Source organism: Peribacillus cavernae, from assembly GCF_003989135.1.
GTDB classification, from domain to species: Bacteria; Bacillota; Bacilli; order Bacillales; family DSM-1321; genus Peribacillus; species Peribacillus cavernae.
The window spans coordinates 170,636-194,720 of record NZ_RYZZ01000017.1 but is presented as its reverse complement, the minus strand read 5'-3'; the positions used below and the strand labels follow the sequence as shown (position 1 = coordinate 194,720).

At 41.3% G+C, this 24,085-nt stretch carries 23 protein-coding genes and 2 pseudogenes; 18 read left to right on the top strand and 7 right to left on the bottom strand.

The window, feature by feature from the left end; translation table 11 throughout:
• Positions 1 to 122: 122 nt before the first annotated feature.
• Complete coding sequence (locus ELQ35_RS13770) at positions 123 to 1,022, bottom strand: YegS/Rv2252/BmrU family lipid kinase (protein WP_126865394.1); 900 nt, start codon at positions 1,020 to 1,022, stop codon at positions 123 to 125.
• Between the two features lie 145 nt (positions 1,023 to 1,167).
• On the opposite strand from ELQ35_RS13770, the gene ELQ35_RS22640 reads away from it, so the two are divergent.
• The 5 genes and pseudogenes from ELQ35_RS22640 (at position 1,168) to ELQ35_RS13745 (ending at position 6,611) form a co-directional block, all read left to right on the top strand.
• Positions 1,168 to 1,314, top strand: a complete 147-nt coding sequence (locus ELQ35_RS22640; protein ID WP_185861772.1) for a hypothetical protein — start codon at positions 1,168 to 1,170, stop codon at positions 1,312 to 1,314.
• 61 nt (positions 1,315 to 1,375) lie between these two features.
• On the top strand, positions 1,376 to 2,194 hold the full coding sequence (gene lgt, locus ELQ35_RS13765; RefSeq protein WP_126865393.1) for a prolipoprotein diacylglyceryl transferase: 819 nt from the start codon (positions 1,376 to 1,378) through the stop codon (positions 2,192 to 2,194).
• Between the two features lie 304 nt (positions 2,195 to 2,498).
• Positions 2,499 to 3,722: a zinc-dependent alcohol dehydrogenase gene (locus tag ELQ35_RS13760; RefSeq protein WP_126865392.1), complete on the top strand. Its 1,224-nt coding sequence runs from the start codon at positions 2,499 to 2,501 to the stop codon at positions 3,720 to 3,722.
• A 145-nt stretch (positions 3,723 to 3,867) separates the two neighbouring features.
• Positions 3,868 to 5,139 (top strand): annotated as a pseudogene (locus tag ELQ35_RS13755) (IS110 family RNA-guided transposase).
• A gap of 383 nt (positions 5,140 to 5,522) precedes the next feature.
• Positions 5,523 to 6,611 (top strand): class II aldolase/adducin family protein, encoded by a 1,089-nt coding sequence (locus tag ELQ35_RS13745; RefSeq protein ID WP_126865390.1) that lies wholly within the window; start codon positions 5,523 to 5,525, stop codon positions 6,609 to 6,611.
• Positions 6,612 to 7,038: 427 nt separating this feature from the next.
• Here the strand turns inward: ELQ35_RS13745 and ELQ35_RS13740 are convergent, their stop codons facing one another.
• Positions 7,039 to 7,467: a hypothetical protein gene (locus ELQ35_RS13740; protein ID WP_246026073.1), complete on the bottom strand. Its 429-nt coding sequence runs from the start codon at positions 7,465 to 7,467 to the stop codon at positions 7,039 to 7,041.
• Between the two features lie 382 nt (positions 7,468 to 7,849).
• Here ELQ35_RS13740 and ELQ35_RS13735 point away from each other — a divergent pair, with 382 nt between their 5' ends.
• The 6 genes from ELQ35_RS13735 to trhA all read left to right on the top strand — a co-directional run bounded on the left by ELQ35_RS13735 (position 7,850) and on the right by trhA (position 12,696).
• Positions 7,850 to 8,251: a secondary thiamine-phosphate synthase enzyme YjbQ gene (locus tag ELQ35_RS13735; protein ID WP_126865389.1), complete on the top strand. Its 402-nt coding sequence runs from the start codon at positions 7,850 to 7,852 to the stop codon at positions 8,249 to 8,251.
• A gap of 141 nt (positions 8,252 to 8,392) precedes the next feature.
• Entirely contained in the window at positions 8,393 to 8,596 is a 204-nt protein-coding gene (locus ELQ35_RS13730; protein ID WP_126865388.1) for a DUF5316 family protein, read from the top strand.
• A 13-nt stretch (positions 8,597 to 8,609) separates the two neighbouring features.
• Complete coding sequence (locus ELQ35_RS13725) at positions 8,610 to 9,224, top strand: GNAT family N-acetyltransferase (protein WP_126865387.1); 615 nt, start codon at positions 8,610 to 8,612, stop codon at positions 9,222 to 9,224.
• A 444-nt stretch (positions 9,225 to 9,668) separates the two neighbouring features.
• Positions 9,669 to 10,901 carry an MDR family MFS transporter gene (locus ELQ35_RS13720; RefSeq protein WP_126865386.1) on the top strand — a complete coding sequence of 411 codons (1,233 nt, stop codon included), beginning with the start codon at positions 9,669 to 9,671 and terminating at the stop codon, positions 10,899 to 10,901.
• A gap of 142 nt (positions 10,902 to 11,043) precedes the next feature.
• Positions 11,044 to 11,646, top strand: coding sequence for a cell wall hydrolase (locus ELQ35_RS13715; protein ID WP_126865385.1), 603 nt, complete (start codon positions 11,044 to 11,046; stop codon positions 11,644 to 11,646).
• A 402-nt stretch (positions 11,647 to 12,048) separates the two neighbouring features.
• Positions 12,049 to 12,696 carry a PAQR family membrane homeostasis protein TrhA gene (gene trhA, locus ELQ35_RS13710; RefSeq protein ID WP_126865384.1) on the top strand — a complete coding sequence of 216 codons (648 nt, stop codon included), beginning with the start codon at positions 12,049 to 12,051 and terminating at the stop codon, positions 12,694 to 12,696.
• A gap of 309 nt (positions 12,697 to 13,005) precedes the next feature.
• Here trhA and ELQ35_RS13705 read toward each other — a convergent pair whose 3' ends face one another.
• The gene (locus tag ELQ35_RS13705) at positions 13,006 to 13,572 is read right to left on the bottom strand and encodes a biotin transporter BioY (protein WP_126865383.1); all 567 of its coding nucleotides are present in this window, start codon (positions 13,570 to 13,572) and stop codon (positions 13,006 to 13,008) included.
• 247 nt (positions 13,573 to 13,819) lie between these two features.
• Between ELQ35_RS13705 and ELQ35_RS13700 the strand changes: the two genes are divergently transcribed.
• From ELQ35_RS13700 to ELQ35_RS13690, 3 genes are all read left to right on the top strand, one after another.
• Positions 13,820 to 14,674: a GRP family sugar transporter gene (locus tag ELQ35_RS13700; protein WP_126865409.1), complete on the top strand. Its 855-nt coding sequence runs from the start codon at positions 13,820 to 13,822 to the stop codon at positions 14,672 to 14,674.
• Positions 14,675 to 14,687: 13 nt separating this feature from the next.
• Entirely contained in the window at positions 14,688 to 15,473 is a 786-nt protein-coding gene (locus tag ELQ35_RS13695; RefSeq protein ID WP_126865382.1) for a glucose-1-dehydrogenase, read from the top strand.
• Positions 15,474 to 15,694: 221 nt separating this feature from the next.
• Positions 15,695 to 15,991 (top strand): hypothetical protein, encoded by a 297-nt coding sequence (locus ELQ35_RS13690; RefSeq protein ID WP_221884973.1) that lies wholly within the window; start codon positions 15,695 to 15,697, stop codon positions 15,989 to 15,991.
• Between the two features lie 112 nt (positions 15,992 to 16,103).
• Here ELQ35_RS13690 and ELQ35_RS13685 read toward each other — a convergent pair whose 3' ends face one another.
• The 3 genes and pseudogenes from ELQ35_RS13685 to ELQ35_RS13675 form a co-directional block, all read right to left on the bottom strand.
• Positions 16,104 to 16,358 (bottom strand): hypothetical protein, encoded by a 255-nt coding sequence (locus tag ELQ35_RS13685; RefSeq protein WP_126865381.1) that lies wholly within the window; start codon positions 16,356 to 16,358, stop codon positions 16,104 to 16,106.
• Positions 16,359 to 16,537: 179 nt separating this feature from the next.
• A pseudogene (locus tag ELQ35_RS13680) lies at positions 16,538 to 16,774 on the bottom strand (AI-2E family transporter); the annotation flags it as partial.
• A gap of 10 nt (positions 16,775 to 16,784) precedes the next feature.
• Positions 16,785 to 18,404: an ABC-F family ATP-binding cassette domain-containing protein gene (locus ELQ35_RS13675; RefSeq protein ID WP_126865380.1), complete on the bottom strand. Its 1,620-nt coding sequence runs from the start codon at positions 18,402 to 18,404 to the stop codon at positions 16,785 to 16,787.
• A gap of 407 nt (positions 18,405 to 18,811) precedes the next feature.
• On the opposite strand from ELQ35_RS13675, the gene helD reads away from it, so the two are divergent.
• A complete protein-coding gene (helD, locus tag ELQ35_RS13670) occupies positions 18,812 to 21,064 on the top strand; it encodes an RNA polymerase recycling motor HelD (protein WP_126865379.1) in 2,253 nt (750 codons plus the stop codon).
• A gap of 87 nt (positions 21,065 to 21,151) precedes the next feature.
• Here helD and ELQ35_RS13665 read toward each other — a convergent pair whose 3' ends face one another.
• The gene (locus tag ELQ35_RS13665; protein WP_246026072.1) at positions 21,152 to 21,664 is read right to left on the bottom strand and encodes a GNAT family N-acetyltransferase; all 513 of its coding nucleotides are present in this window, start codon (positions 21,662 to 21,664) and stop codon (positions 21,152 to 21,154) included.
• A 199-nt stretch (positions 21,665 to 21,863) separates the two neighbouring features.
• On the opposite strand from ELQ35_RS13665, the gene ELQ35_RS13660 reads away from it, so the two are divergent.
• The 3 genes from ELQ35_RS13660 to ELQ35_RS13650 all read left to right on the top strand — a co-directional run bounded on the left by ELQ35_RS13660 (position 21,864) and on the right by ELQ35_RS13650 (position 23,910).
• Entirely contained in the window at positions 21,864 to 22,058 is a 195-nt protein-coding gene (locus ELQ35_RS13660; RefSeq protein WP_126865378.1) for a hypothetical protein, read from the top strand.
• Between the two features lie 104 nt (positions 22,059 to 22,162).
• Positions 22,163 to 22,585 (top strand): hypothetical protein, encoded by a 423-nt coding sequence (locus tag ELQ35_RS13655; protein ID WP_126865377.1) that lies wholly within the window; start codon positions 22,163 to 22,165, stop codon positions 22,583 to 22,585.
• Between the two features lie 254 nt (positions 22,586 to 22,839).
• Positions 22,840 to 23,910 carry an NAD(P)H-dependent flavin oxidoreductase gene (locus tag ELQ35_RS13650; protein ID WP_126865376.1) on the top strand — a complete coding sequence of 357 codons (1,071 nt, stop codon included), beginning with the start codon at positions 22,840 to 22,842 and terminating at the stop codon, positions 23,908 to 23,910.
• The last annotated feature ends 175 nt before the right edge of the window (positions 23,911 to 24,085 follow it).

Below are 24,085 nucleotides of genomic sequence, written 5' to 3'. Positions count from 1 at the left end.
TAAATAAGGTGTTTATTTAACCTATATAACTAAAAATTTATATGTACAACTTAGTGAGTACAGCTTCATCATAAGTGCCATTTGAAAGGCTGTACTAATTCCTAAGTTCATTATAAAGGTATTTATCCTAAGCTAAATACCTGAAGGTGCTGAGGCAAAACTTCAAATTGTAGGCTTTTTACTTGAGCTTTTTCACCATCGAGATTAAGAGCTATGGTTTCTGGTAGAATAAAGCAACCTGATTTTATTTTAGTATGATTTATTATTGAAGAATTTTTAGTAAGGTTGAACTTTTTTGCAAGTAATGAAAAAAGCAACTGTAATCGATTAGTTTTTTTACAGGTGAGAAGATGGAAATACCCATCATTATGTGTCGAATTCTTGATTAGACTTTCAAAAGGACCCACGGAATTCCCGTTCATGATTAAAAATAAAGAAAGGTTAGAAATCACCTTATTGGGAGACACATCAATTGAAATTGTATCCGATTGTTTCGTTAACAAAAATGTTTTAAGAAAATAAAGGACATAGGCCCATTCACCTAAAGAAGATTTAAGGGAACGAGAAGTTTTATAGGTAATATCCGACAACCAACCTGCTGCTGCTATGTTGGCAAAGTAATGGTTTCCAAATTTTCCGATGTCAATTGGTTTTGTAAAGCCATTTTCAATGACTGAAAGAGCTTGAAACACATTGCCCGACATACCTAAATATTGTGCGAATTCATTACTTGTACCAAAAGGGAATACTCCCACGGTTGGTCTAAAGGGTTCCTCTGCCAGAAACTGTAGTGTTTGGTTTATCGTGCCGTCACCACCTGCAATAAAAATTGCATCCCATCTGTCTTGACATGCTTTTTTAATGGGATTGCCGATACTTGTTAACTCCTTTGTTTGATGGATCGTAAGTTGGTAACCAATTTCTTCAAGTTTTTTTAATAAAATCGGAAAAGCTTTATGGGCACTCTTTTTTCCTGAAAACGAGTTATAAATCATCAATGCCTGTTTGTCCATTGTACTCATACTGAAAACCCCTTTTTGGATTTAATACTATTTTTATTTATTTCCTGCTTCCAAATACAATTAGTTTTTTCTAATTATTAATACATAAACCGTATAAATTCTGGTCATTCTAAAAATAATAAATATTGCTTTTGGAGTGATCAGAATGATCAAGGTAATTTTACTTACATTGGAATTATCGATTTTTCCTTTATTATTGAGCAGCGCAGTTAATGATGCAACCGAAGCAGGTAACAGTCATGAAAATAATAATATGTGTGATGTTCAGTTTGATCAAATTCAAATGTATTAATAAAAGATTAGCTGATTGAGGTATTATTTCAATATTATCAAAAAAGGCGGGAATGAGTTTTATGGAAACTACGATAGAACCGATCGATAGGGTTGCGATACAAATCGGGCCGATACAAATTTACTGGTACGCTGTTATTATCATTTCCGGCGTACTTATCGGCCTATGGCTAGCCATGAGTGAGAGCGAGCGTCGTGATTTGCCAAAAGAAACTTTTGTTGATCTCGTCTTTTTTGCTCTTCCGATTTCAATCATAGCTGCACGTCTTTATTATGTGATTTTTCAATGGGAGTATTATGCCGAAAATCCCATAAAAATCATTGCTATTTGGGAAGGCGGACTAGCCATGCATGGTGTACTGACCGGAGCGGTATTGACAATATTAGTGTTTGCGAAGGTACGAGACATTTCTTTCTGGAAACTTACCGATATTTTGGCACCAAGCCTAATTCTGGGCCAGGCAATCGGACGTTGGGGGAATTTTATCAATCAGGAAGCTCATGGGGGACCCGTATCAAGAGAATTTCTAGAAAATCTGTATTTGCCCGATTTCATCATTAATCAGATGTACATAGAAGGAACGTATTATCAACCCACGTTTTTGTACGAGTCTCTTTGGAATTTTGGCGGATTTATCTTGTTGATGTCCCTCCGGCGGGCAAATTTAAGGCGCGGTGAGTTGTTTTTGACATACATCATCTACTACTCGTTCGGTCGATTTTTTATCGAAGGAATGAGAACGGATAGCTTAATGCTGACGGATAATTTGCGGATGGCGCAAGTCATTTCCGTCGTATTAATCTTTGTGGCGATGATGATAATCTGGTACCGCCGAAAAAAAGGATATGCCGATATCCGCTATTTAGATAATGGCATGTGATAGAATAAGGATTGATTATGGATTGAACACAAAATAATATTCGTTTTTAATATAGTTGATTTCCTTGCCATATTTAAAACTAATCCCCGCTCCTTTTCTTAGGAGTCGGGGATTTTGTTTATAGAGGTTGTTAATTGAGTTTTTTACCATCAAGATTTAGAGCAATAGTTTCAGGAATCATCAAGAAAAATGATTTTATTTTTCCCATATTTAACAAAATCATGAATAGAAATGTATATGGCACAATAAAAATGTAGGGGATGGCACTTAATTTGTAACTATTAAAGAAACAAGGTGATATGTATTGAAAGCTTTGCAATTCGATTATAAAATACCTCGCTATGTTTTCAGTAAAATGGCTGGAAGGTTTATTCCATCTGCTTATTGGCATTCACGGCTTTCCTGTTTGCAATTTTACGAACAATCGGAACCGAAGCTTCCAAATGAAGATTGGGTAAAAATAAAGGTGAAATATGGGGGCATTTGCGGCAGTGACCTAAATCTTATTTTTCTTAATGATAGTCCATCTACTTCACCATTTGTTTCGTTTCCATTCACAATCGGCCATGAAATTGTAGGGGAAATCGGGGAAGTAGGATCAGGTATTGCTGATTTAAATATTGGAGATCGAGTTGTAATAGACCCGATTCTTTCATGTGTTACGAGGGGCTTGGACCATCATTGTTCCGAATGCCTTAAAGGCAATTTCAGTTTGTGTTTACATAAAACGGAAGGATCCTTGTCACCAGGTTTATTAATAGGGACATGTCGTGACACAGGAGGAGGCTGGAGTTCCTGTTTGGTAGCGCACAAAAGCCAAGTTTTTAAACTCCCCGAAGAAGTGAATGATTTAAACGGTGTGATGGTAGAGCCTTTTAGCTGCGCTTTACATAGTGTGCTAAGAAATCCTCCAAGAGAAAACGACACTGTACTTGTCATAGGAGGAGGTGTGATTGGGTTATCTGTAATTGCCGCTATACGAGCACTGGAAATCCCATGCAGAATTGTAGCATTGGTGAAACACCATTTTCAAGCTGAGTTGGCATCCAGTTATGGGGCAGACGATATTATACTCCTTCGAAAACAAACATATGTCCAGCAGTTAACAAAAGCTATTAAGGGTGAGGTATTAAAACCGCTTTTTGGACCTGAGGTCATACAGGGTGGGGCGGATATTGTTTTTGAATGTGTTGGAAAAAAACAGAGCATCAATGATGCCCTTCGGTTTTCCAAGAACGGTGGAAAAGTTGTTCTGTTAGGACTGGCAGGAATAATGGATGGCATTGATTGGACGACAGTCTGGCTCAATGAGTTAGATGTAAAAGGAAGCTTTGCGTATAGCTCGGAGGAGTATCAAGGCAAAAGAGTAAGGACGTTTGACATTGCGATTGAATTAATGCGTGATGGAAAAGTAGATCTGTCGCAATTGGTTACTCACCGATTTCCACTAGAAGAATACCGGAATGCTCTTGGCACTGCTTCAAATAAGCAAAGCCGGTCAGCAATAAAAGTCGTTTTTGAACCGTAACATCAAGAGCTTAATGAAACAAGTAAGGAGCATTCCTGTTAGGAGGTTTTTCGGGGACTTGAACAAAAAGAGCCCTCTTGGTATGATGCGCGGTGTCAAATCTGTGCGAATTGACCCCTAACTTAGAACCAAGGAGGACTCCATCGTGGATTTTACTCAAAATCAGAAAATAAATCAAGTCACCGATCAAACAATCGTCATTGGAATGGATATTGCAAAACGCACGCATTATGCCCCTGTTTTGTCGATGAACGAGGGCGGGTGCTCCAAAAAGCTTTTAATGTTTCACAATCGAAAGAAGGATTTGAAAGGTTTTATCAACGTATCATGACAGCGATGAAGGAATCCGGTAAGACGGAGGTCATCGTCGGTATCGAGCCGACAGGGCATTATTGGCTGAACCTGGCCTATTTCCTGGACGACAGGGGCATTCCCCTTGCCATGACCAATCCTATGCATGTCAAGCGATCCAAAGAGCTGGATTACAATCTGCCAAAGCATGATGCCAAAGATGCCTTGGTTATCGCGCGCCTTGTGAAGGATGGAAGGTTTAGCTATCCACGGATCCTCAAAGGGGTAGAAGCTGCGCGTAGGTGCCAGCCTGAGGTCGAAACTGGTAGAGGAATTAGGTTCCGTAAGCAACAAGCTGATCCGTTGGACGGACCGGTATTTCCCAGAGTTTGTGCAGGTATTTCCGTCATTCGGAAAAATGGCACTCGCTGCTTTGGAACATACCCCTTTTCCAAGCGATCTCACAGGGAAAGAGCCCGATGAGGTATTGACGCTTTATCGGAAAAGCGAGGGGCTCAAAGCTCCGCAAAGGCCAAAAGCAGCCAGGCTGATTGAACTCGCAGGCACCTCGATTGGCGTCACGGAAGGACGGCAGATGGCCCGTATTGAAATAGTCACACTTGTCCGCCGTTACCGCCAACTTGAGGAAGAAATGGAGTCACTCACCCGGCAGTTGACCGAACTTGTCAAGGAATCTATAGAATACCAATGGCTTAAAACCGTGCCCGGCCTAGGCGATGCAACGATTGACGAGTTATTATCGGAGATCGGAAGCTTTTCCCACTATCAGGATCCGCGCCAATTACTGAAACTTGCGGGACTGACCTTACGGGAAAATTCCTCCGGCCAGCATAAAGGGCAAAAACGGATTTCCAAACGTGGAAGAAGGCGATTACGCGCCCTCCTCTTTCGAGTTATGATGCCCATGATCCGTCATAATGAAGCGTTTCGACAGTTGCACGAGTATTACACGAACCGATCAGACAATCCATTACGCAAGAAGCAATCCATCGTGGTGTTATGCGGGAAATTACTGAAGGTACTGCACGCAATCAGTACGAAGCATGTGGCGTTTGACGCAAAGCGAATGATCCGGGATATTCTCAAGCTCGAAAAGGCTGCCTGACGCGTACATTCACTTGATCCACTAGACAACAGGATGACACGGAGAAGCCGGCATAATTTTTCCCATTCGACCTTGAGTCCCTAAAGGAGCTTAGCCAGTCTCTGCCTTATGACTAGACCGAACAAAGGAATGTAGGCACACAGATGCCAAGAGACATGGGAGGGTACGTCATCATAAGCGACGCAGAGATCCACAGTGCATCGTATACTACTCCATCACTACAACCATATTTAACCAGTAGTGACCGCGTAGCGTACCCACCAACTGTAAGAGAATCACTTATTTTTAAAATTATGTTAGTGAGCGTGTCGAAAAATATTTTTTTGACACCCCTAAGACGGGTCAAACCGTTGATAAATCAATATTTATAGAGGGAGGAATACATAATGAACTTTATAATAAATGGTGCCGAACAAAGTCCTTTTCTTACATGGTTTACGGAAGGAATAAAGGAAAAATTTTCAACTGAAGGATACGAATATTGCAAAGAACCAGTTGATGATATAAGGCTTGTATTTAATGTGATCGACAAAGAAAATCCTCGTCCATTTCGGAGAAAGGCACAGGCGACTTTTGTTATATCGATATTAGAAGACCATCAAGAAACGGAAAACACTTTTGAATCAGCTTATCCTTATATAATAAGGTCTATAGCGAACCATTTAATTTTCATTACGCATACCAAAGATAAATCGGTTGTTTCTTTTATTACTCCTGAACAAGGATTCTACAAATTAACATACCAACATGAACAGGAGAAGGATTTTTTTCAAAAGATTTATGAAAGACTGGAACCGATTGCATCAGCTCAATTAGTGATTGACAATGATTTCATGGATGATTTGGATCAAGAATTATGGAATGGTAACGAAATTACAAAAAGAATGTACCTATCCGGCAAAAAATTAGATGATATGAATTTACTGCCTGCGCCGTTTCCACTTGAAAAATATTTAACAGATCGAGATATGCGTCAGTTAAAAAAATTATATGGGATAGGTGGCTTAAGCTATGGGAATCTAAGCAGCCGACACGATGCTAAAAGTTTTTGGATGAGTGCGAGCGGGGTTAACAAAGCCAATATGCGTGTGATTGGACAAGATATTTTGCATATAAAGGGATTTAATTCACAGAAAAGCGCGATGGAAATAAGTGTCCCCCCACGTATTTCGCCTAAAAGAGCGTCGGTTGATGCTATTGAACATTGGATGATTTATAAGGAACATCCGAAGGTTGGAGCAATTGTACATATACATGCGTGGATGGATGGAGTGCAGGCTACAGAAACCAACTATCCATGCGGTACACTTCAATTAGCTGAAACTGTAGCAGATTTAGTAAGGAATGCCGACAATCCCTCAAGGACCATTATCGGACTCAAAAATCACGGGCTTACTATTACAGGTCGGGATTTAAATGATATTTTTGAACGGATTGAGGGCCGGGTTATCGCACAAGTTCCGATGTCTTAGTAAAGATTCCTCTACTTTCACTCTCATTAGAATATTAAATGTTATGCAGAATAGTAAAAAATCCTTTTGAGTACATTATTGTTATCCGATCGTTTCTTTAGGTGGTTATATAACGTTTATTATGAAAGGAGTTATTCAAACAGGCATGATTCTAGGTTTTAAAGTTATCATTGGAAACATATATCGTCTCATCGTGGCGTTAGTTGAATTTGACTATGAAGAAGCTTACAACGAATGGAACAAAAAATGATTTGCGTTTTATGCAGCGAAAAACCCTTATTTCATCTATTTTTGAAATAAGGGTTTTGCTCGTATTTTTGTCACTTGTTATTCGCTATTCAGGTTTATGGTTGTCATAAAGGGCAAATGGTCTGAGGCTTTAGAAATTTACACCTTCAGCTTTAGCTACAATGGAGTATTGTACCTGTTACGCGGAAGAGCTTGTAATGCGCATCGTGATTTGTTTCGCATTTTGTAAGTGCAATTCAGTATAATCCTGCCAGCGTATGATGTTTTCAACAAAAGATTTGTAAGAAGAGGGAGCAGCATTCCTCATGACATCTAAACCAGATCTCACGTTTCGGTCTCTTTGTTCTGCGTTTCGTATGCAGTCAACTAGTGTTTCAAGTATGGATGTCGAACTCTCTCCATTCATCAATCTTTGAGCGGATCCGCTCGCTGTAACGCGATGATAGGACGCTGGGATCAGATGCGTATGCATATCCGCATTTCCTTTCAAATCTTTCGTTTCGGGAATATGAAATAATTGCGTGCTCATGGAACAAACCATTTGCTCACCATACAGGCTGTAGTAAATCTCGTCGGCAACAGGGTGCCATATTTCATTTTGTCTCAAAATAACTCCCCCTGAAAAAGAATTTGGGCAAATTGCCTGCAATATTATATGCCGGGTATGTTTGCTTGCTCCAATAAACATTTTAAATAGTCCAGCACTTACGAATTAATTCAAAAGAATTAGACACGATATATTCATGGATATTTATAAAAAAATAATAGTAGGTTAAATGAACATCACTTAAGTGATCAGGTAAAAACGATTCATGAAGAATTGGATGACAGGGGTTTACAATCCGCTTCCATCAATACACTCGTTTTTCGTGGAAATAACAAACAAATGCTGCATGTTCCATGGGGCGGTTTGTACAGGTTTTGATTTTATATAGGGAGCAGAGTAACTGTTGCATAATTAAGACGAATCGATGTAAGGAGATGGGATCATGATAAAAAAATTTACTTTAAAGACCGCAAAGCGTGATGAAATGCGGAATGTCACGACTGAAGTTCAAGGATGCATTGCCGAAGCAGGACTGGAAAGCGGGATAGCTGTCGTATATTGCCCTCATACCACTGCCGGGATGACCATCAATGAAAACGCTGATCCTGATGTTAAACGGGACATGCTTCGCCGATTTGACGAACTGTACCCATGGAACCATACACTCGATTTGCATGGTGAAGGCAACACGGCAGCTCACCTGAAGGCCAGCACGGTCGGTTCCTCACAGCATGTCATTATCCATAAAGGTAGCCTGGTGCTAGGAACATGGCAGGGCATATACTTTTGCGAATTTGACGGCCCGCGTGAAAGACACTTTTATGTAAAGCTAATTGAAGGATAAGGTATATTTGCAGGGAATCCCGGTTAAAACAATGCGCTAAACTTTTTAAGGAAATATCTCTCCCTTGCAAGGTTTTATTGCCATGCTCGCGAATATGTTAGAATAAAGAAAAATTATTAACGGGTGGGGAGATGGATTCAGTTGTCGAAAATCATCTTAATTACCGGGGTTGTGTTAATTGCTTTTTCGGGAATCTTCTTGGGAGCATGGGTCAGTGGCGACCAGCAAAGAGGAAATTTTTATTCCGAAACGAAGGAAAATCGATTTTTACGGACGAAGATTTCACTGTGGAGCGGAGGGCTTGGGTTATTGTGTTTAGCCATCTGGGGGCTGATCTATTATTAGGAGGAAGAAAACGTTGCTGGATACATTATTACAGGGGAAAAGGGTCACGTTACGAAACGTAACAGAGAAGGATTTCAAACCGCTATGGCAATTACGGTACGGGGAAGAAAATCCCGAATGGAAAAAATGGGATGCTCCTTATTTTCCGTACGAACGTCTCGATTTTCATAGATTTAAAGAAATGGAAAAGAATAGAGTCACATATGATTATGCACATGGCGTTAATTCCCAGCTATTAATTGAAGTCAATTCCAGAATAATCGGTTCGATTGTCTTTTACTGGGAAGATGAAGCAACACGCTGGCTGGAAATCGGCATTGCGATTTATAAACCAAAATTTTGGAATGGCGGCTATGGTACAGAAGCGCTTGAATTGTATATCGATTACCTGTTTTCCAATCTTGAAATCGAAAGGGTCGGACTGACGACCTGGTCGGGTAATGAACGGATGATCGCAGCTGGGAAAAAGGTTGGATTGTTGATGGAAGGGAGGATGCGAAAGTGCCGCTACTATAATGGATATTACTATGACTCGATTCGGATGGGAATGATCCGGGAAGAGTGGGAAGAAAAGAAAAAAAGCAAAAAATTGCAACGCGGCGTGAGCTATACGAACCAAAACAACTAAATATATAGTGTAGCGGATTTTAACGAACGCAAACTAGCCATAAATTCAGAATGCTGGCATTTTAGTGTCTTAATAATATAAACACCGTTCAAGAAGTTGGAACGGTGTTTAATATCTTTGGATTTGTCCAGCTGTTGCAACCACTTCTACCATTAATCCTTTAAAATCTACTATTTATTTATTTGAAACTAAGGTTTAAATAAATGATTAATTAGTTTCTCAAGAAATGATTTTCTTTACAATGGTTATTATTAGTATCCTAACTTCTTTATTTATAATTTTTCAAGTGAAGTCAGTAGGTGTATTTGTTCCGTACAAAAAAGGTTGTTTACTATCAGACCCGTCATCAAGATTCTATTGACGAAGGTAACACAAAGGACTAAAATCAGAAAACAATACATATTGCGAAAATACATACTCCTCGTTGAAAAGAAGGTTTGATCTATGGGAAAGATTATTAGGGATGTCGGTCCAATCGGGTGGAATATTATTATCGGCACGGTGTTTGGCAGGATGGCGACTTCGATGAGCATGCCGTTTTTGGCGATTTATTTAACGAAGTCGCTTGGTGTGTCTCCTGCGATGACAGGGGCGGTCGTTGCTGTAAGCTCCCTTGTCGGGGTGTTGGGAAGTTTTCTTGGCGGTTATTTATCCGACCATTTTGGCAGGAAAAGAATTTTGATTTTGTCGATTTTTTTGTGGGCAGCTGTATTTGCCGGATATGGCTTTTCAAAAACGATTATTGCTTTCTTTGTAATGAACTCATTGAACGGCTTATGCAGAGCCCTTTTCGAGCCTGCTTCCAGGGCTTTGCTCTCAGATATTACCGAACCAAGGAACAGGCTGCTGATATTTAATTTACGCTATACGGCCATCAATGTTGGGGTAACATTCGGGCCATTGCTTGGTTTGAAATTGGGTTCAGCCAACTCGACAACTACTTTCTTTATAGCAGGGATCATTTATGCAGCATACGGACTTTCCCTCGTGATTTCCTTAAGAAGTTACCGTGTTGAAAGTGTGGCTGAAAACCGGATTGAATGGAGGGATGCAGTCGGTGTTATTAAAAAGGATAAAATCTTTACACTGGCTTTGTTTGCGATGATCCTATCAATCGTTGGTTATTCTCAATTTAATTCAACGCTGCCGCAATTTTTCTCGTCATCAGATTCCTTTGAAAATGGAGTGGCTGTTTTTTCGTATTTATTGGCGTTGAACGCTATATTGGTGGTGTGTTTGCAATATCCGATTGTTACACTCAGCAAAAGATTTCCATCGGTTCTTTCGATTGCAACGGGAAATTTGGTCGTCTCCCTCGCGCTTTTGGGATTTGCATTTGCCAAAACGGTTCCTGCTTTGATTCTGATCATGTTATTGTTCACAATCGGGGAGGTGCTCATGTTTTCGATGACGGATGTATTCATAGACGAGTTAGCCGATCCGGCAATGAAGGGGACTTATTTTGGAGCGATGGGCTTTAGCGGCTTTGGCGGTGTGGCCGGTCCCTGGTTAGGCGGTGTCCTGCTCGGCCATTTTGGGACAGGGCAGCCATTCTATTTATTTGGCATGCTTAGTGTAGCCGCGATTTTTGGCGTCCCATTGTTCCTGCTTGTTTATTTTCAGCTGAAAAAAAGACAAATGACTCATAATAGATTGTCAAAAAACTTCCAGAACTGATTAGCGATTTAAGTTCAGACTTCCAATGGTGGAGATCCTATCCATTGCAATAACTTCCTTACCTTCCATGGGAAATATTAAGCACTGAAATCTTGGAGGATGTTTGTTATCCTAGTCAGGAGCTTACAAAGGAGGTTAATGCATGGACTTTAAGGTGATATTCTCGTTCATACTGGCTCTTTGTATAATTACACTTGGATTAATTTATTATAATGATCATGAAGTAAAGGCTTCAGCAAGCGGAAATAAGCACGTTGTGAAGCAAGGTGAATCCATTTGGTACATTGCGAAATTATATGGCGTTCCTATTCAGGAGTTAAAAAAAGCCAATCATAATGATAACAATGTGGTGGAACCAGGGGATAAGCTTGTGATTCCAAAAGCGATGAGTGATTCGGATAAAGAATTGCTTGCAAGGCTTGTCCATGCAGAGGCAAAAGGGGAGCCATACCGGGGTAAAGTGGCCGTGGCAGCAGTTGTGTTGAATCGGATCCAAAGTGAAGAATTTCCTGATACGGTATCTAAGGTAATCTATCAGGAAAATCAATTTTCTCCGGTTGCGGATGGCAGCATTAAAAAGCCTGCCGGAGAAGATGCAATACGGGCAGTAAACGAGGCGATTGCCATCGAGGGCTATACCTACAAAGAACTATATTTCTATAATCCGAGTATTTCAAAGAGCAAATGGATGAGACAGCTGAAGATCAATAGAGTCATAGGCAAGCACCATTTCGCGTTAGAATAGAAAAAAACCGATCGCCGGAGAGACCAATCCGAATGATCGGTTTTTTTGATAGACTCACTATCAAAAAATTAAGCATACCCATACACTAAATCATTTTGGAAAATGGGGCAAGTGGAATGCAATTAAATGAACTTGAGCGTATAATGATATTAAACTTTAAACAAATCATCTATGGTACAATGTAATAATTATTCCACAACAATTGTACTTCTAAAATGATTTTACTCTCCATTCGTAAGGGTGAATTCAACGAATCTGGAGATGAATTCAACCAATTTCGAGATGAATTCAACCAAACAGCCGGGGAATTCAACCAAACAAACTAATTCAACTTAACTTCAGTTCAAACAAGTTACAGAGTTTCTGGACGAGAACGCACACTACAGTACAGGAGATGAAACTATGGCAGATACTCACGTTTATACGAAGAAGGAAGAACTAGTAAATGCCATCACCCATGGCATCGGTGTTTTATTAAGTATAGCTGCACTCGTTTTCCTGATCTTAATTTCCGCCCGGCAAGGTTCGTCATGGCATGTTGCGGCAGCCACGATTTATGGAATCAGCATGCTGGTACTTTATACTGCATCCACGCTCGTCCACAGCTTTCCGCCTGGAAAGGCAAAAGATATTTTTGAGATCTTTGATCATTCGGCGATTTACTTTTTTATTGCAGGAACATATACGCCGTTTATGTTGCTTGTAATTAATGGCGCCCTCGGCTGGACGCTTTTGGGCATTGTATGGGGAGTGGCCCTTGTAGGGGTTGTTTTCAAAGCATTTTTTGTGAAAAAGTTCCTCTATCTTTCGACGATTCTCTATATTGCGATGGGCTGGTTGATCGTGATTGCCTGGAATCCGCTGGCTGCGACACTTCCGGCCGCAGGTATGCAGCTGCTTATTGTCGGCGGATTGTTATATACGTTCGGTGCGGTATTTTACGTTTGGCGCGGTTTTCCATTCCATCATGGCGTTTGGCATTTGTTCGTGCTTGGCGGCTCGGCTGCGCACTTTTTTGCCGTGTTGTTGTACGTCCTCCCGATTCATTAATCATCTTAAAAATTCTTCTCACCGAGAGAAGGATTTTTAATTTTTAATTTTTGTAATTTTTTCCTTTGGAAGATGATATTATGGCAATATCAGTAATGGCATTCTAGCAAAGGCGGGAGATGACTCATGGAAAAAGCAGTGGAAGTGGTTTTCAGCAAGGAAATTCTAGATGAAGGTGCATCAGTCTTTCAAGTTGCTGTTGCGAGCTTAAAGAAAATCGGAGACTTTGAAAATTATTTTTTAATAACGATTCATAGAAAAACCGGAACTGTCTCTTGTAAGTCAGTTCCGGTTTTTTTCTGTAGCTTATCAAACCGATACCTTCTCCTGCGGAAGCATTTTGGATGCTTCAAGGCGGTTGCGCACCAGGATGCCTACCCAGCCGGCAATCGCTGCTTTAATAACGCCTACCAAAAGGAACGGAGCAGCTCCCCCTGCTATTGCGGCAGTCCATGTCAGAGAAGCTGAATATTTCAACCAGATTGTACCGAATGTGAGTGCAATGAGCATTCCAACGATATTGGCGATAATCGCATGAGGAACTTTAAATCTTGTCTTTTCGAGAATAAGGCCTGTAAAGTAAGCGGTCGGAATGAAACCGATTAAATATCCGCCGGTCGGACCGAAAATCTTTGAGATGCCGCCTGACATTTCGGCGAATACCGGAATCCCTGCAGCTCCGATAATCAGATATAATATCACCGAGAATGTCCCATAACGGGAGCCCAAAATGGTAGCTGCCAAACCAATGGCCAGTGTTTGTCCGGTAATTGGGACTAGCGGAAGCGGAATTGTAACCTGTGCCAATATCCCGATTATCGCAGCAAATAAAGCGGTAATGATCATCATTTTTAGCCTTTGGCGATTATATGGCATCTTGACCCTCCCTTGTCAACTTTGGGTATAGTATGGTTGACACAAATACATTTTACGATTTTGGGCAGCATAATGTCAATTGAAAATGACAGTAGTGAAATGCCAATCTTCGAAATACTTATTTATGTTTTTAACTAATAAAAAGAAGGGAATAAAGGAAGAAAGCATGATGGCTTGTTAACTGTTACATCATAATCAGCTCCTGCTGGCTGCACAATAAGTAAGCATCTAGGAAGAAGGATACATGATGGAAGGAATTTTTTATGCACTGCTTCCGGCTGTGGCGTGGGGAAGCATCGTATTGGTCAGTGTCAAGCTTGGCGGAAATGCGTATAGCCAGACATTAGGCATTACACTTGGCGCACTGATCTTTTCTGTATTTATGTTTTTTATCAAAATGCCTGACATGAGCACAGTCGTGTGGACAGTCGGAATTATTTCAGGGGTTTCCTGGGCGGTTGGACAGCTTTATCAATTAAATAGTGTAAAATATATGGGTGTTTCGAAAACTGTTCCCATTTCGACAGGCATGCAGCTTTTGGGTACGACTTTGTTTGGTGTCGTTGTTTTTAAGGAATGGACCAATAAAACGACTGTCATTCTCGGTGTAACGGCACTTATTTGTATTATTGCCGGTGTAATATTAACGGGTATTAGTAAAAAGGAAGCAAGCAATAAAGATGAGAATCTTAAAAAAGGGTTACTAGTACTGGTTATTTCTTCACTTGGTTTTCTCGGATATGTCGTGATTGTCAGATGGTTCGAGATAGAAGGGTGGGCGGCCATACTGCCTCAATCCATCGGTATGCTTGGTGGGGCACTTATTCTGTCGGTGCGGCATAACCCATTTTCCAAGTATGCGATCCGGAACATACTGACAGGGATTATGTGGGCGATTGGAAATATCGGTCTGCTTCTGGCAAACCCAAAGGTTGGTGTGGCTGTCGGCTTTTCTTTTTCACAAATGGGTATTGTCATATCAACGCTTGGCGGGGTTTTCCTGCTTGGGGAAAAGAAGTCGAAAAAACAACTAATCTTTATTATTATCGGCTGCGTGCTTGTCATTACAGGCGGCGTTTTACTGGGCATGACGAAAAATTAAGGAGGCTTAAGATATGTATCAGGATTTAGAAAACAAGGTAGTAGTGATAACAGGTGCAGCGAAAGGCTTAGGAAAAGCGATGGCGGAAAGGTTTGGCCGCGAAAAAGCAAAAGTCGTGATCAACTATCATTCCGATAACAGTGACTATCAGGAAATCATCGATAACATAAAAGCTGCAGGAGGGGATGCAGCGGCGATGCAGGGGGATGTATCAAAGGAAGAAGATGTAAAAAAACTTATTTCCTTTGCTGTCGAAACATTCGGAAGGCTTGATATTATGGTCAATAATGCCGGCATTGAAAATGAAGTCCCGAGCGAAAGGCTGACACTAGAGGATTGGAATAAGGTAATTGATGTCAATCTAACGGGTATTTTCTTAGGAAGCAGGGAAGCAATTGCCTATATGCTTGAAAATAACAGTAAGGGCAGTGTCATTAATATGTCTTCCGTCCATGACCGGATTCCATGGCCGCATTTTGCGCACTATGCTGCCAGTAAAGGCGGTGTTAAGATGTTGACTGAAACCCTGGCCCTTGAATTTGCACCGAAAGGGATTCGCGTGAATAACATTTCGCCCGGGGCCATCGATACTCCAATTAATGCAGAAAAATTTGCGGATCCTATTGCGAAAAAAGAAGTAGAGGCTTTGATTCCGATGGGTTATATCGGTAAGCCGGAAGAGATAGCAGCTTGTGCCGCCTGGCTTGCCTCTTCTGAATCCAGTTATGTGACGGGATTGACGCTTTATGCTGATGGAGGTATGACCAAATATCCTGGGTTTCAGGCCGGAAAGGGTTGATCAAAACAAGGGAGTAACCAGCTCCCTTGTTTTTTTTAGCCATTTTATGTACTCCCCAAACACCCATTGAACAAACGAATAGTTAATGCATTGGCGGAAAAAAAGATGCGGGGAGATCATGTAATTTCCTTTTTACTGTGATTATTGCCTATGCACATTTGCACTGCTCAACATATCTGTATAAAGAGATAGAATAAATAGGTAAATTGAGGAGGAGTAATATGAATCAAGGATTTTATTCGCATAATATTAATCCTAATGATATGAGACGCCCATTCGGATATGGCCGGCGCCGCAGACCATTCGGTTATGGATTTGGAGGACCTTTTGTAGGAGGATTAATAGGAGGTCTTGCAGCCGGGGCATTAATAGGACCTGCACTTGGCGGTTATGGCTATGGCGGCTATCCTGGCTATGGCTATGGCGGCTATCCTGGCTATGGCTATGGTGGTTATCCTGGTTATGGCTATGGCGGTTATCCTGGTTATGGCTATGGAGGATACCCAAATTACTGGTAAAATATAATTGTTATACCGGGCAGGTTGCTGCCCGGTTATTTCATAGGTTCAATTCCAATCCAATAATCTGACTGCGCCACGGACAAGCCACCAGGGTATTGAAACACAATATTTAATGAAAGAAGCTATTTCTAATAAGCTTGTTTTTTACATAAAGATTATGAAAAATTTTAAAATGGAAGACAAAATCATCAAAAAGGATTCGATTTTCTTTTTCAAAGTTATACTTGTCCAAAAAACACTCGATAACCGTGCCGTTTTTAACGGTATCGAACAAACCGGATACATAAAATTGATATTTAAATTTTTCATATAAAAACTCATAACCGCTTGTCTCAAAAATGTCTTTTATGACTTTAGAATCCACATTCATTCCTCCTCCTTTTCCATGTAGTATTCCAACGAATGACATATTATAAAACGTATAAGTTATAAATAATTATATTATGTCAACTTGAGTTTAAAAAATACTACTACTACTATATGAAAAGAAAAGAATAAGGTGAAAAATCCCGCCAGAAGGGGACAGTCTCCTGGCGGGATTCATTATGCGGAAAAGGTGTCGTATTTTCTAAGCTTGATAAAACGATACGTATTAAGGACGATTGCCTTGGAAACTGCATACGTCGGCACTGCCAAAAGCAGACCGACGACTCCGGCCAGGCTTCCGGCTACCATCAATAACAGGATGATGGTCAGTGGGCGAACGTCCAGTTTTCTTCCCATAACTTGGGGAGAAATAAGATTGCTTTCAATCTGTTGGACAATCAGTACCACTAATACGCTTCAGTTCTTAGTTATACATAGCAGCTACTTGCTTTTGGAGTTCACCATTTTCCAAATACTCATCGTATGTCACGGATTTATCGACTGTCCCGTTTGGCGTGATCTCAACTACCCGGGTAGCGATTGTTTGAATGAACTGATGGTCATGGGATGAGAAAATCATTGAACCCTTGAAGCTGATCAGCCCATTGTTCAAGGCAGTGATTGATTCCAGGTCAAGGTGGTTCGTAGGCTCGTCAAGCATCAATACATTGGAGCCGCTGAGCATCATTTTGGAAAGCATGCAGCGAACTTTTTCCCCTCCGGATAAAACACTGGCTTTCTTTAGTACTTCTTCGCCAGAGAAAAGCATTCTACCAAGAAAACCGCGTAAGAAGCTTTCACTTTGGTCATTAGGAGAATATTGCCGTAGCCAGTCGACAAGTGTTAAATCGCGGCCATCAAAGAATTCGGTGTTATCCTTTGGGAAATATGCCTGTGAAGTTGTTACACCCCACTTAAAAGATCCTTCGTCAGGCTCGATTTCACCCGCTAAAATTTTGAATAAGGTCGTTTTGGCGATTTCGTCCCGGCCTACAAGTGCGATCTTGTCATCTTTATTCATGATGAAGCTGACATTATCAAGCACTTTTTCCCCGTCGATTGTTTTAGACAGTCCCTCAACACGCAGCAAATCATTTCCGATTTCGCGCTCAGGGGTAAAATGAACATATGGATAACGGCGGGAAGAAGGCTGGATATCATCCAATGAAATCTTATCAAGCAGCTTCTTCCGGGAAGTTGCCTGCTTTGACTTGGAAGCATTGGCACTGAACCGGGCAATGAAGCTTTGCAGATCCTTGATTTTTTCTTCCTTCTTTTTGTTGGCATCCTGCGCTAATTTAGTCGCTAATTGGCTGGATTCATACCAGAAGTCATAGTTACCCACGTAGACTTTGATTTTGCCAAAATCCAAATCAGCGATATGGGTGCATACCTTATTCAGGAAATGACGGTCATGCGATACGACAATCACGGTATTTTCAAAGTTGATCAAAAACTCCTCAAGCCACTGGATTGCTTTCAGGTCAAGATGATTCGTCGGCTCATCAAGAAGCAGGACATCCGGTTTCCCGAACAATACCTGTGCAAGCAGTACCTTTACTTTGTCGCCGCCGTTCAGTTCGGACATTTTTTTATGATGAAGCTCTTCTTCAACGCCAAGCCCTTTTAATAAAATCGCAGCCTCTGACTCGGCTTCCCATCCGTTCATTTCCGCGAATTCTCCTTCAAGCTCGGCCGCTTTCATTCCGTCTTCATCAGTGAAATCAGCTTTCATGTAGATGGCGTCTTTTTCTTGCATGACCTGGAATAATTTTTCATGTCCCATGATCACGACTGTCAATACTTCATGCTCTTCGTATTCAAAGTGGTTTTGTTTCAGGATTGCAAGGCGCTCACCGGAACCCATATGCACGTCGCCTGTCTGGGCCTCAATTTCACCGGAAAGGATTTTCAGAAACGTTGATTTTCCGGCTCCGTTCGCACCTATCAATCCGTAACAATTTCCAGGCGTGAATTTAATATTTACATCATCAAACAGCTTACGGTCACCATAGCGTAAGCCAACATTATGAACTGTAATCATTTACTAGCATTCCTCCTAGACAATATCCTTAAAAGTATATCATGGAAACGGGCAGACTGGAAAATGGTTTCTTTTGATTCTGGAAAAAAGCAAAAAAATCGCTGATAGGTAAATACAAGTTTTGTGGATTTTTATCAGAAATCAGCAACCTTAAGGGGTTTTATATTTCAGGAATAACCTCGCCAGAATAAATCATCCTACCATAAGAATTTACGTGTTGAGTGAACAATTTATCAACAAGGTACTAAAACGAAAGCTCAAAAGGACAATGTACATCGTCACTATGGAAAATACGTTCTAATCTGATTGCAATCTGCGGACTTTTCTGATAATATAAATTTCCATTTCATCGCTACGCTAGCAAAGATTGTTTTCTCCATAGTTTTTGAATTGGAAAGGAGAGTACTATGACAGCGGAGCACCATCCTGAGTTTGAACAAGAAATTCAGCGTTTGGAATTTACGAAAAAGTACATGGATGTCGTAATCAAAACTTCGGAAACGAGCAAGGACCAATTTCGTAAAAATATCCAGGAAGCATTCGGGGATGCCGATTGGCTCGAATCGGGCGGCTATTCGGAGCTATTAACGAACGCCGGCTTTTTTGAAATGTCCAGATCCGAACTGGAAAGTCTGCGCAAGGCCAGACATAAACCATATTTTGCACGAGTTGATTTTGAACGTAAAAACGGCGAAGATCCCGAAATTCTTTACTTTGGAAAAACGTCGCTATACCAGAGAGAAAGCCAGGAGCAAATCATTGTGGATTGGAGATCACCGATTGCGAATCTATACTACGAAGGCCGTCTGGGAGAAGTAGAGTACGCGGCGGAAGGAGAATCGTTCAGCGGTACCATCACTTTAAAACGGCAGCTTATGATTGAAAACGGCTCTCTCAAGGAAGTCCGTGATATCGACCTTACGACAACAGATGAATTACTTCAAGAATCCCTCTCCAAGAGCTCCAGCAACCGGCTGGCGGAAATTGTATCCACGATCCAGGAAGAACAAAACCGAATCATCCGCGCCGACTTGAGCAAGCCGATCATTGTCCAGGGGGCTGCCGGAAGCGGAAAAACAACAATTGCGCTGCACAGGATCTCTTATTTTATCTATCGATACAAAGAACTGTTCGATCCGCGCGACCTGATGATTCTCGCCCCAAGCCGGCTATTCATCGATTATATATCCGAAGCACTGCCTGAACTTGGTGTCGAAAAGGCAAAACAGTTCACTTTTGCAGAATATGTTCAACACGCTGTTGGCAAACCGATAAAGCTTTCAGATGATGATAAACTTGTCCGCATCCTGGAAAATCAGGATGAGTCCACCCGCGATGATATATGGGTTTCCGGCTTTAAAGGATCTTCTAAATTCAAAACCATTTTAGACCAATATGTAAAGGATATTTACAAACGGTTTTACCCGAAAGAGGATTTCTATGTCGATAAATACCGTGTCTACTCGAAGAAGAAATTCATTATGCTCCTCCAGGAAGAATACTGGTATTTGCCGTTATATAGCAGAGTTGAGAAGCTCCGCAATGTCCTTCAAAACCATGTGAAGGCCAATAAAAGACATATGCTTGGCAAAGTGGCGGAATATTATGATGCAAAAATTGACAAAGCACTCTATAAAGATATAGATCCAGCAATCCGCAAGGAGTATGTAACGAAATGCCTTGATAAAAAAGCGGAACGAACCGATCAGGTAAAAAAAGCGATTAGGAATGCAGCAAAGGATTATATAAAAAACTTGGAACGGAAAAATGCATTCGACTATTATCAGGAGCTTTTTGACGATACCGAAAGGCTTGCGGATTACGGTAATGGTGCGATAACAGAAGAAGAAGCGGCACTTATATGCGATTATTCAAACCGTCTGTTTAACAGCAAAAAATACGAACTCGAAGATATGGGCCCGCTCCTGTATCTATTTGCGCTGCTTTTTGGTGTGGACAAAGAAAAGAAAGCGAAAAACATTGTCATCGACGAAGCACAGGATTATAGCTTTATGCAGCTGCTAGCGTTAAAGACGGCGATGGATACCGATATGTTTACCCTGGTCGGTGACCTTGCTCAGGGAATCCACTCATATCGGGGACTGGAAAGCTGGGAAGAAGTGCATCAAAAAGTATTTCCACGCGCCACTTATTCCGAGTTGCAAAAAAGTTACCGGACAACCGTAGAAATCATGAATGAGGCGAACAAACTATTGAAGCTGCTTCCCTTTACGCTCCCTCATGTAGAACCAGTTGTCCGGCATGGCGAAAAACCCCAGTTTATTGAAGCCTCAAAAAATAAATGGGCGAAGGAAATTAAAACACTCACTGCACGTTTGGAAAATGAGGGTTTTCAAACGTTTGCTGTGATCGGGAAAACAATGGCGGACTGTAAAAAAGCAGATGAGCAATTACGTACAGCGGGACTTTCGGTCACGCTGTTGAAAGAACAGGCCTCGATTCCAAAGGATTCGATCGTAATCGTTCCTTCTTATTTAGCGAAGGGCCTTGAGTTTGATGTCGTTTTCGCCATCTCTCTTGAAGAAGTCTATGAGCAGGAAAGGGAGCTGGACGTGAAGTTGCTATACGTGACAATGACCCGTCCGCTGCATAGGCTCTATTTCTTTGGCAGAAAAAAGGAAGATTTCCTCATTATTTAATCGTAACGAGAAAGGGCTGATCCTGAACCAGGGTCAGCCTATTCCTATTTTAGCTCCATTTGTATCACGGTAGCTCAACCATTCAATTTATAATGCCTCTTGTATATTATCCCAACCATATGCAACCTCGATTAAAGAGGAACCGGAAATTAAAATTGGCTTTTTATTGACAATTTTTCCGCCTAAAGATTCATAGAAGCTGCGGCACCCGTTTTCTTCTAAGGCCCAAATAACAAGGTTCGGAAATTTTCTGTTGATTAACTCGGCGATTACCGGCTTTATAAGCTTTTTGCCAAGCCCCTTTCTTTGATGGCTCTCTAAAATATAAATGGCGTATACTTCACCCATATATATGGGGTCACCCGTCTGTTCCTGGCCGCCGCTGGCAAAACCGACAATTTCACCTGTTTCACTCTCAGCTACATAAGTAATACTTTTTCCGTTGTTGAGAATCTTTTCCCAACTCTCGGCCCTTTTTTCTGTGTCCAGGCTTGCCAAATATTCATTAGAGATGATTCCTTTATATGTAGATTTCCAGCTGTCTACATGTACATGGGCAATCCCCTGTATATCTGCTGCAGAAGCGATTCGTATGTTCACGTTTTTACCTCCTTTACTCACTACTATATTTTACCTTACTTTCAATTAATTGTTCACCATGATTTTACTTGGAGTACAAAAGAAACATTTGGCAGCTATTAATTTTCTCCTGTATGTTTATGACAGGCAAGTAAAGGCTATGAGAATAGAGCAGCGATTGCTCAAATACTTCGTTTATGGTGAAAGGATGTAGAAACAGATGAAATTGAAAGTAGCATTTTATTTTAACGGGGAAAAAGAATTATCACATGAGGTGGAAGGGGAAGAAGATACCACTCAAATGATCAGCAATATTCAAAAGCACCGCTATTATAATCTGGTCAAAGGAAACGCGCATTATGTAGTGGATACGGAAAAAGCGGCTTATTTCAGTGTCACGGAGCTGGGTGAATAAGAGTAGAGACGGCTGGAGAGTCCAGCCGTTTTTATTTTGCCATCCCATTATGAAATGAGGTAAAGTAATAGTGATATAAATCATCTTGGATAAGGGAGATTTGCATGAAAATTGATATCTCGAAGCAGCAATATGAACGCTTAGTAAAGTTGATGGAATATGGCATGTGGGTCGTGGATTCAGAGAACCCAGATTCTCCCAATAACGACTATCGGGAGTTGGAACAAGCAATCTTGGCCCATGCTGAAGATTTTCAATTCGGCCATATCATCCATAACAGCGAGCAAAATTTATTGGAACCCGCTCCCGTGCTGCAAAATGAAATTTTCCAGGTCCTTGACTCGTATGAAGACATGGTGTTTTGGGATAAATTCGTTTATTATATGGCCCGAAAAGACATCGATAAAGAAAATCAAAGCTATCACTATAGTGAAGAGGAATATCTTGAACGGCTTATGGAATTGGAAGAGCAATACCACCAGCATTTTGAAAGCTTTGGAATCGCAAAAGTCAAAGTGGAAGAATAAGTTTAAAACAGAACCAGCCTCCTGCATGAGGGGCCGGTTTTTTATGGTGGTATAGGACCAGAATCATTTACATATCGCAAAAATGCTGGAATTCAACCAAACTTTTTATTAGGATAATGTTCAAAACTGTGAAATAAATAATATTGCTGCAGCTCTTCTTTAAGGTAAAATAAGGGTATAATGGGGACATTGAAGAAAATGTTACATACTTTGTTTCCAGAAAATATTTGCTAATTTTAACTGGGGGGACAGTTATGAAGCTACAAACAGATCTGTGTGACAAGCTGCAGATCACACATCCAATCATCCAGGCGGGAATGGCGGGAGGGCCGACAACTGTGGACCTTGTCGTCAGCGTTTCGGAGGCAGGAGGATTAGGCTCATTTGGTGCCTCCTATATGACGCCAGATGCAATCAGGCAAGCGATAAGAGAGACAAAGGAAAGGACAGCCAAACCTTTCGCGGTGAATCTTTTTTGTACAGATATGAAGGATTCTTTTGAAGGTGCGGATGAATCGCAACAGGTCCTCGACGAACTCCGAAATGAATTAGGAATCGAAAGAAGCGGGAAACGTGTCGAAACAAAGGACCTTTTTAACCAGCAGTTTCAAGTTCTAATAGAGGAAAAGGTTCCAGTCATCAGTACGGCATTTGGTGTGCTGCCACCCGATAAAACGGAAGTTGCAAAACAGCATAATATGAAAATCACGGCCATGGTAACGACAGTGGATGAAGCAAAGCTTGCTGAGAAAAGCGGTGCAGACATAATCATCGCACAGGGCAGTGATGCAGGCGGCCACAGAGGCACATTTCACCTTGATACTCATCAAAATGGAGCAAACATTGGAACGTTTTCCCTTGTGCCGCAAGTGGTTGATGCCGTCTCGCTGCCTGTCGTTGCGGCAGGTGGGATCATGGACGGACGCGGACTCGTCGCAGCGCTTGCCCTCGGTGCTTCAGGCATACAAATGGGTACGGCTTTTTTGCCGGCGATCGAGTCAGGGGCACACCGAGTTTTTAAAGAGGCACTTTTGAAAAGTACCGAAGAAAGTACCGTGGTTACCAAGGTGTTTTCGGGACGCCCAGCCAGGGGAATCAAAAATCGATTTGTGCAATATTTTGACGAAAGAGGCGTTTCGCCGGCCGCTTTTCCGACACAAAATTCAATGACAAGCGATATCCGAAAGGAAGCGGCCAAACAAAACAATCCCGAATTTATGTCTTTATGGGCAGGCCAGGCAACTAGGCTTTTAAGAAAAGACGCTTCTGCGGGCCGTTTGATCCAGTCGATTATCGAAGAAGCGGAGCAACTCCTTCGGTATTGAGATGACGATAGGCCTCCTATATGCAGAACTTTTAACATATGGCTCACTGAATCTATCTGATTTTTACCTGCTATACATCCAAAGGGAAAAATGATAAATTCTAATTTGTTGGGAATTCTCTTATTGGATAAAATATTGAATAGCTCGGATCGCAGGTAGGAGGATATAAAGAATT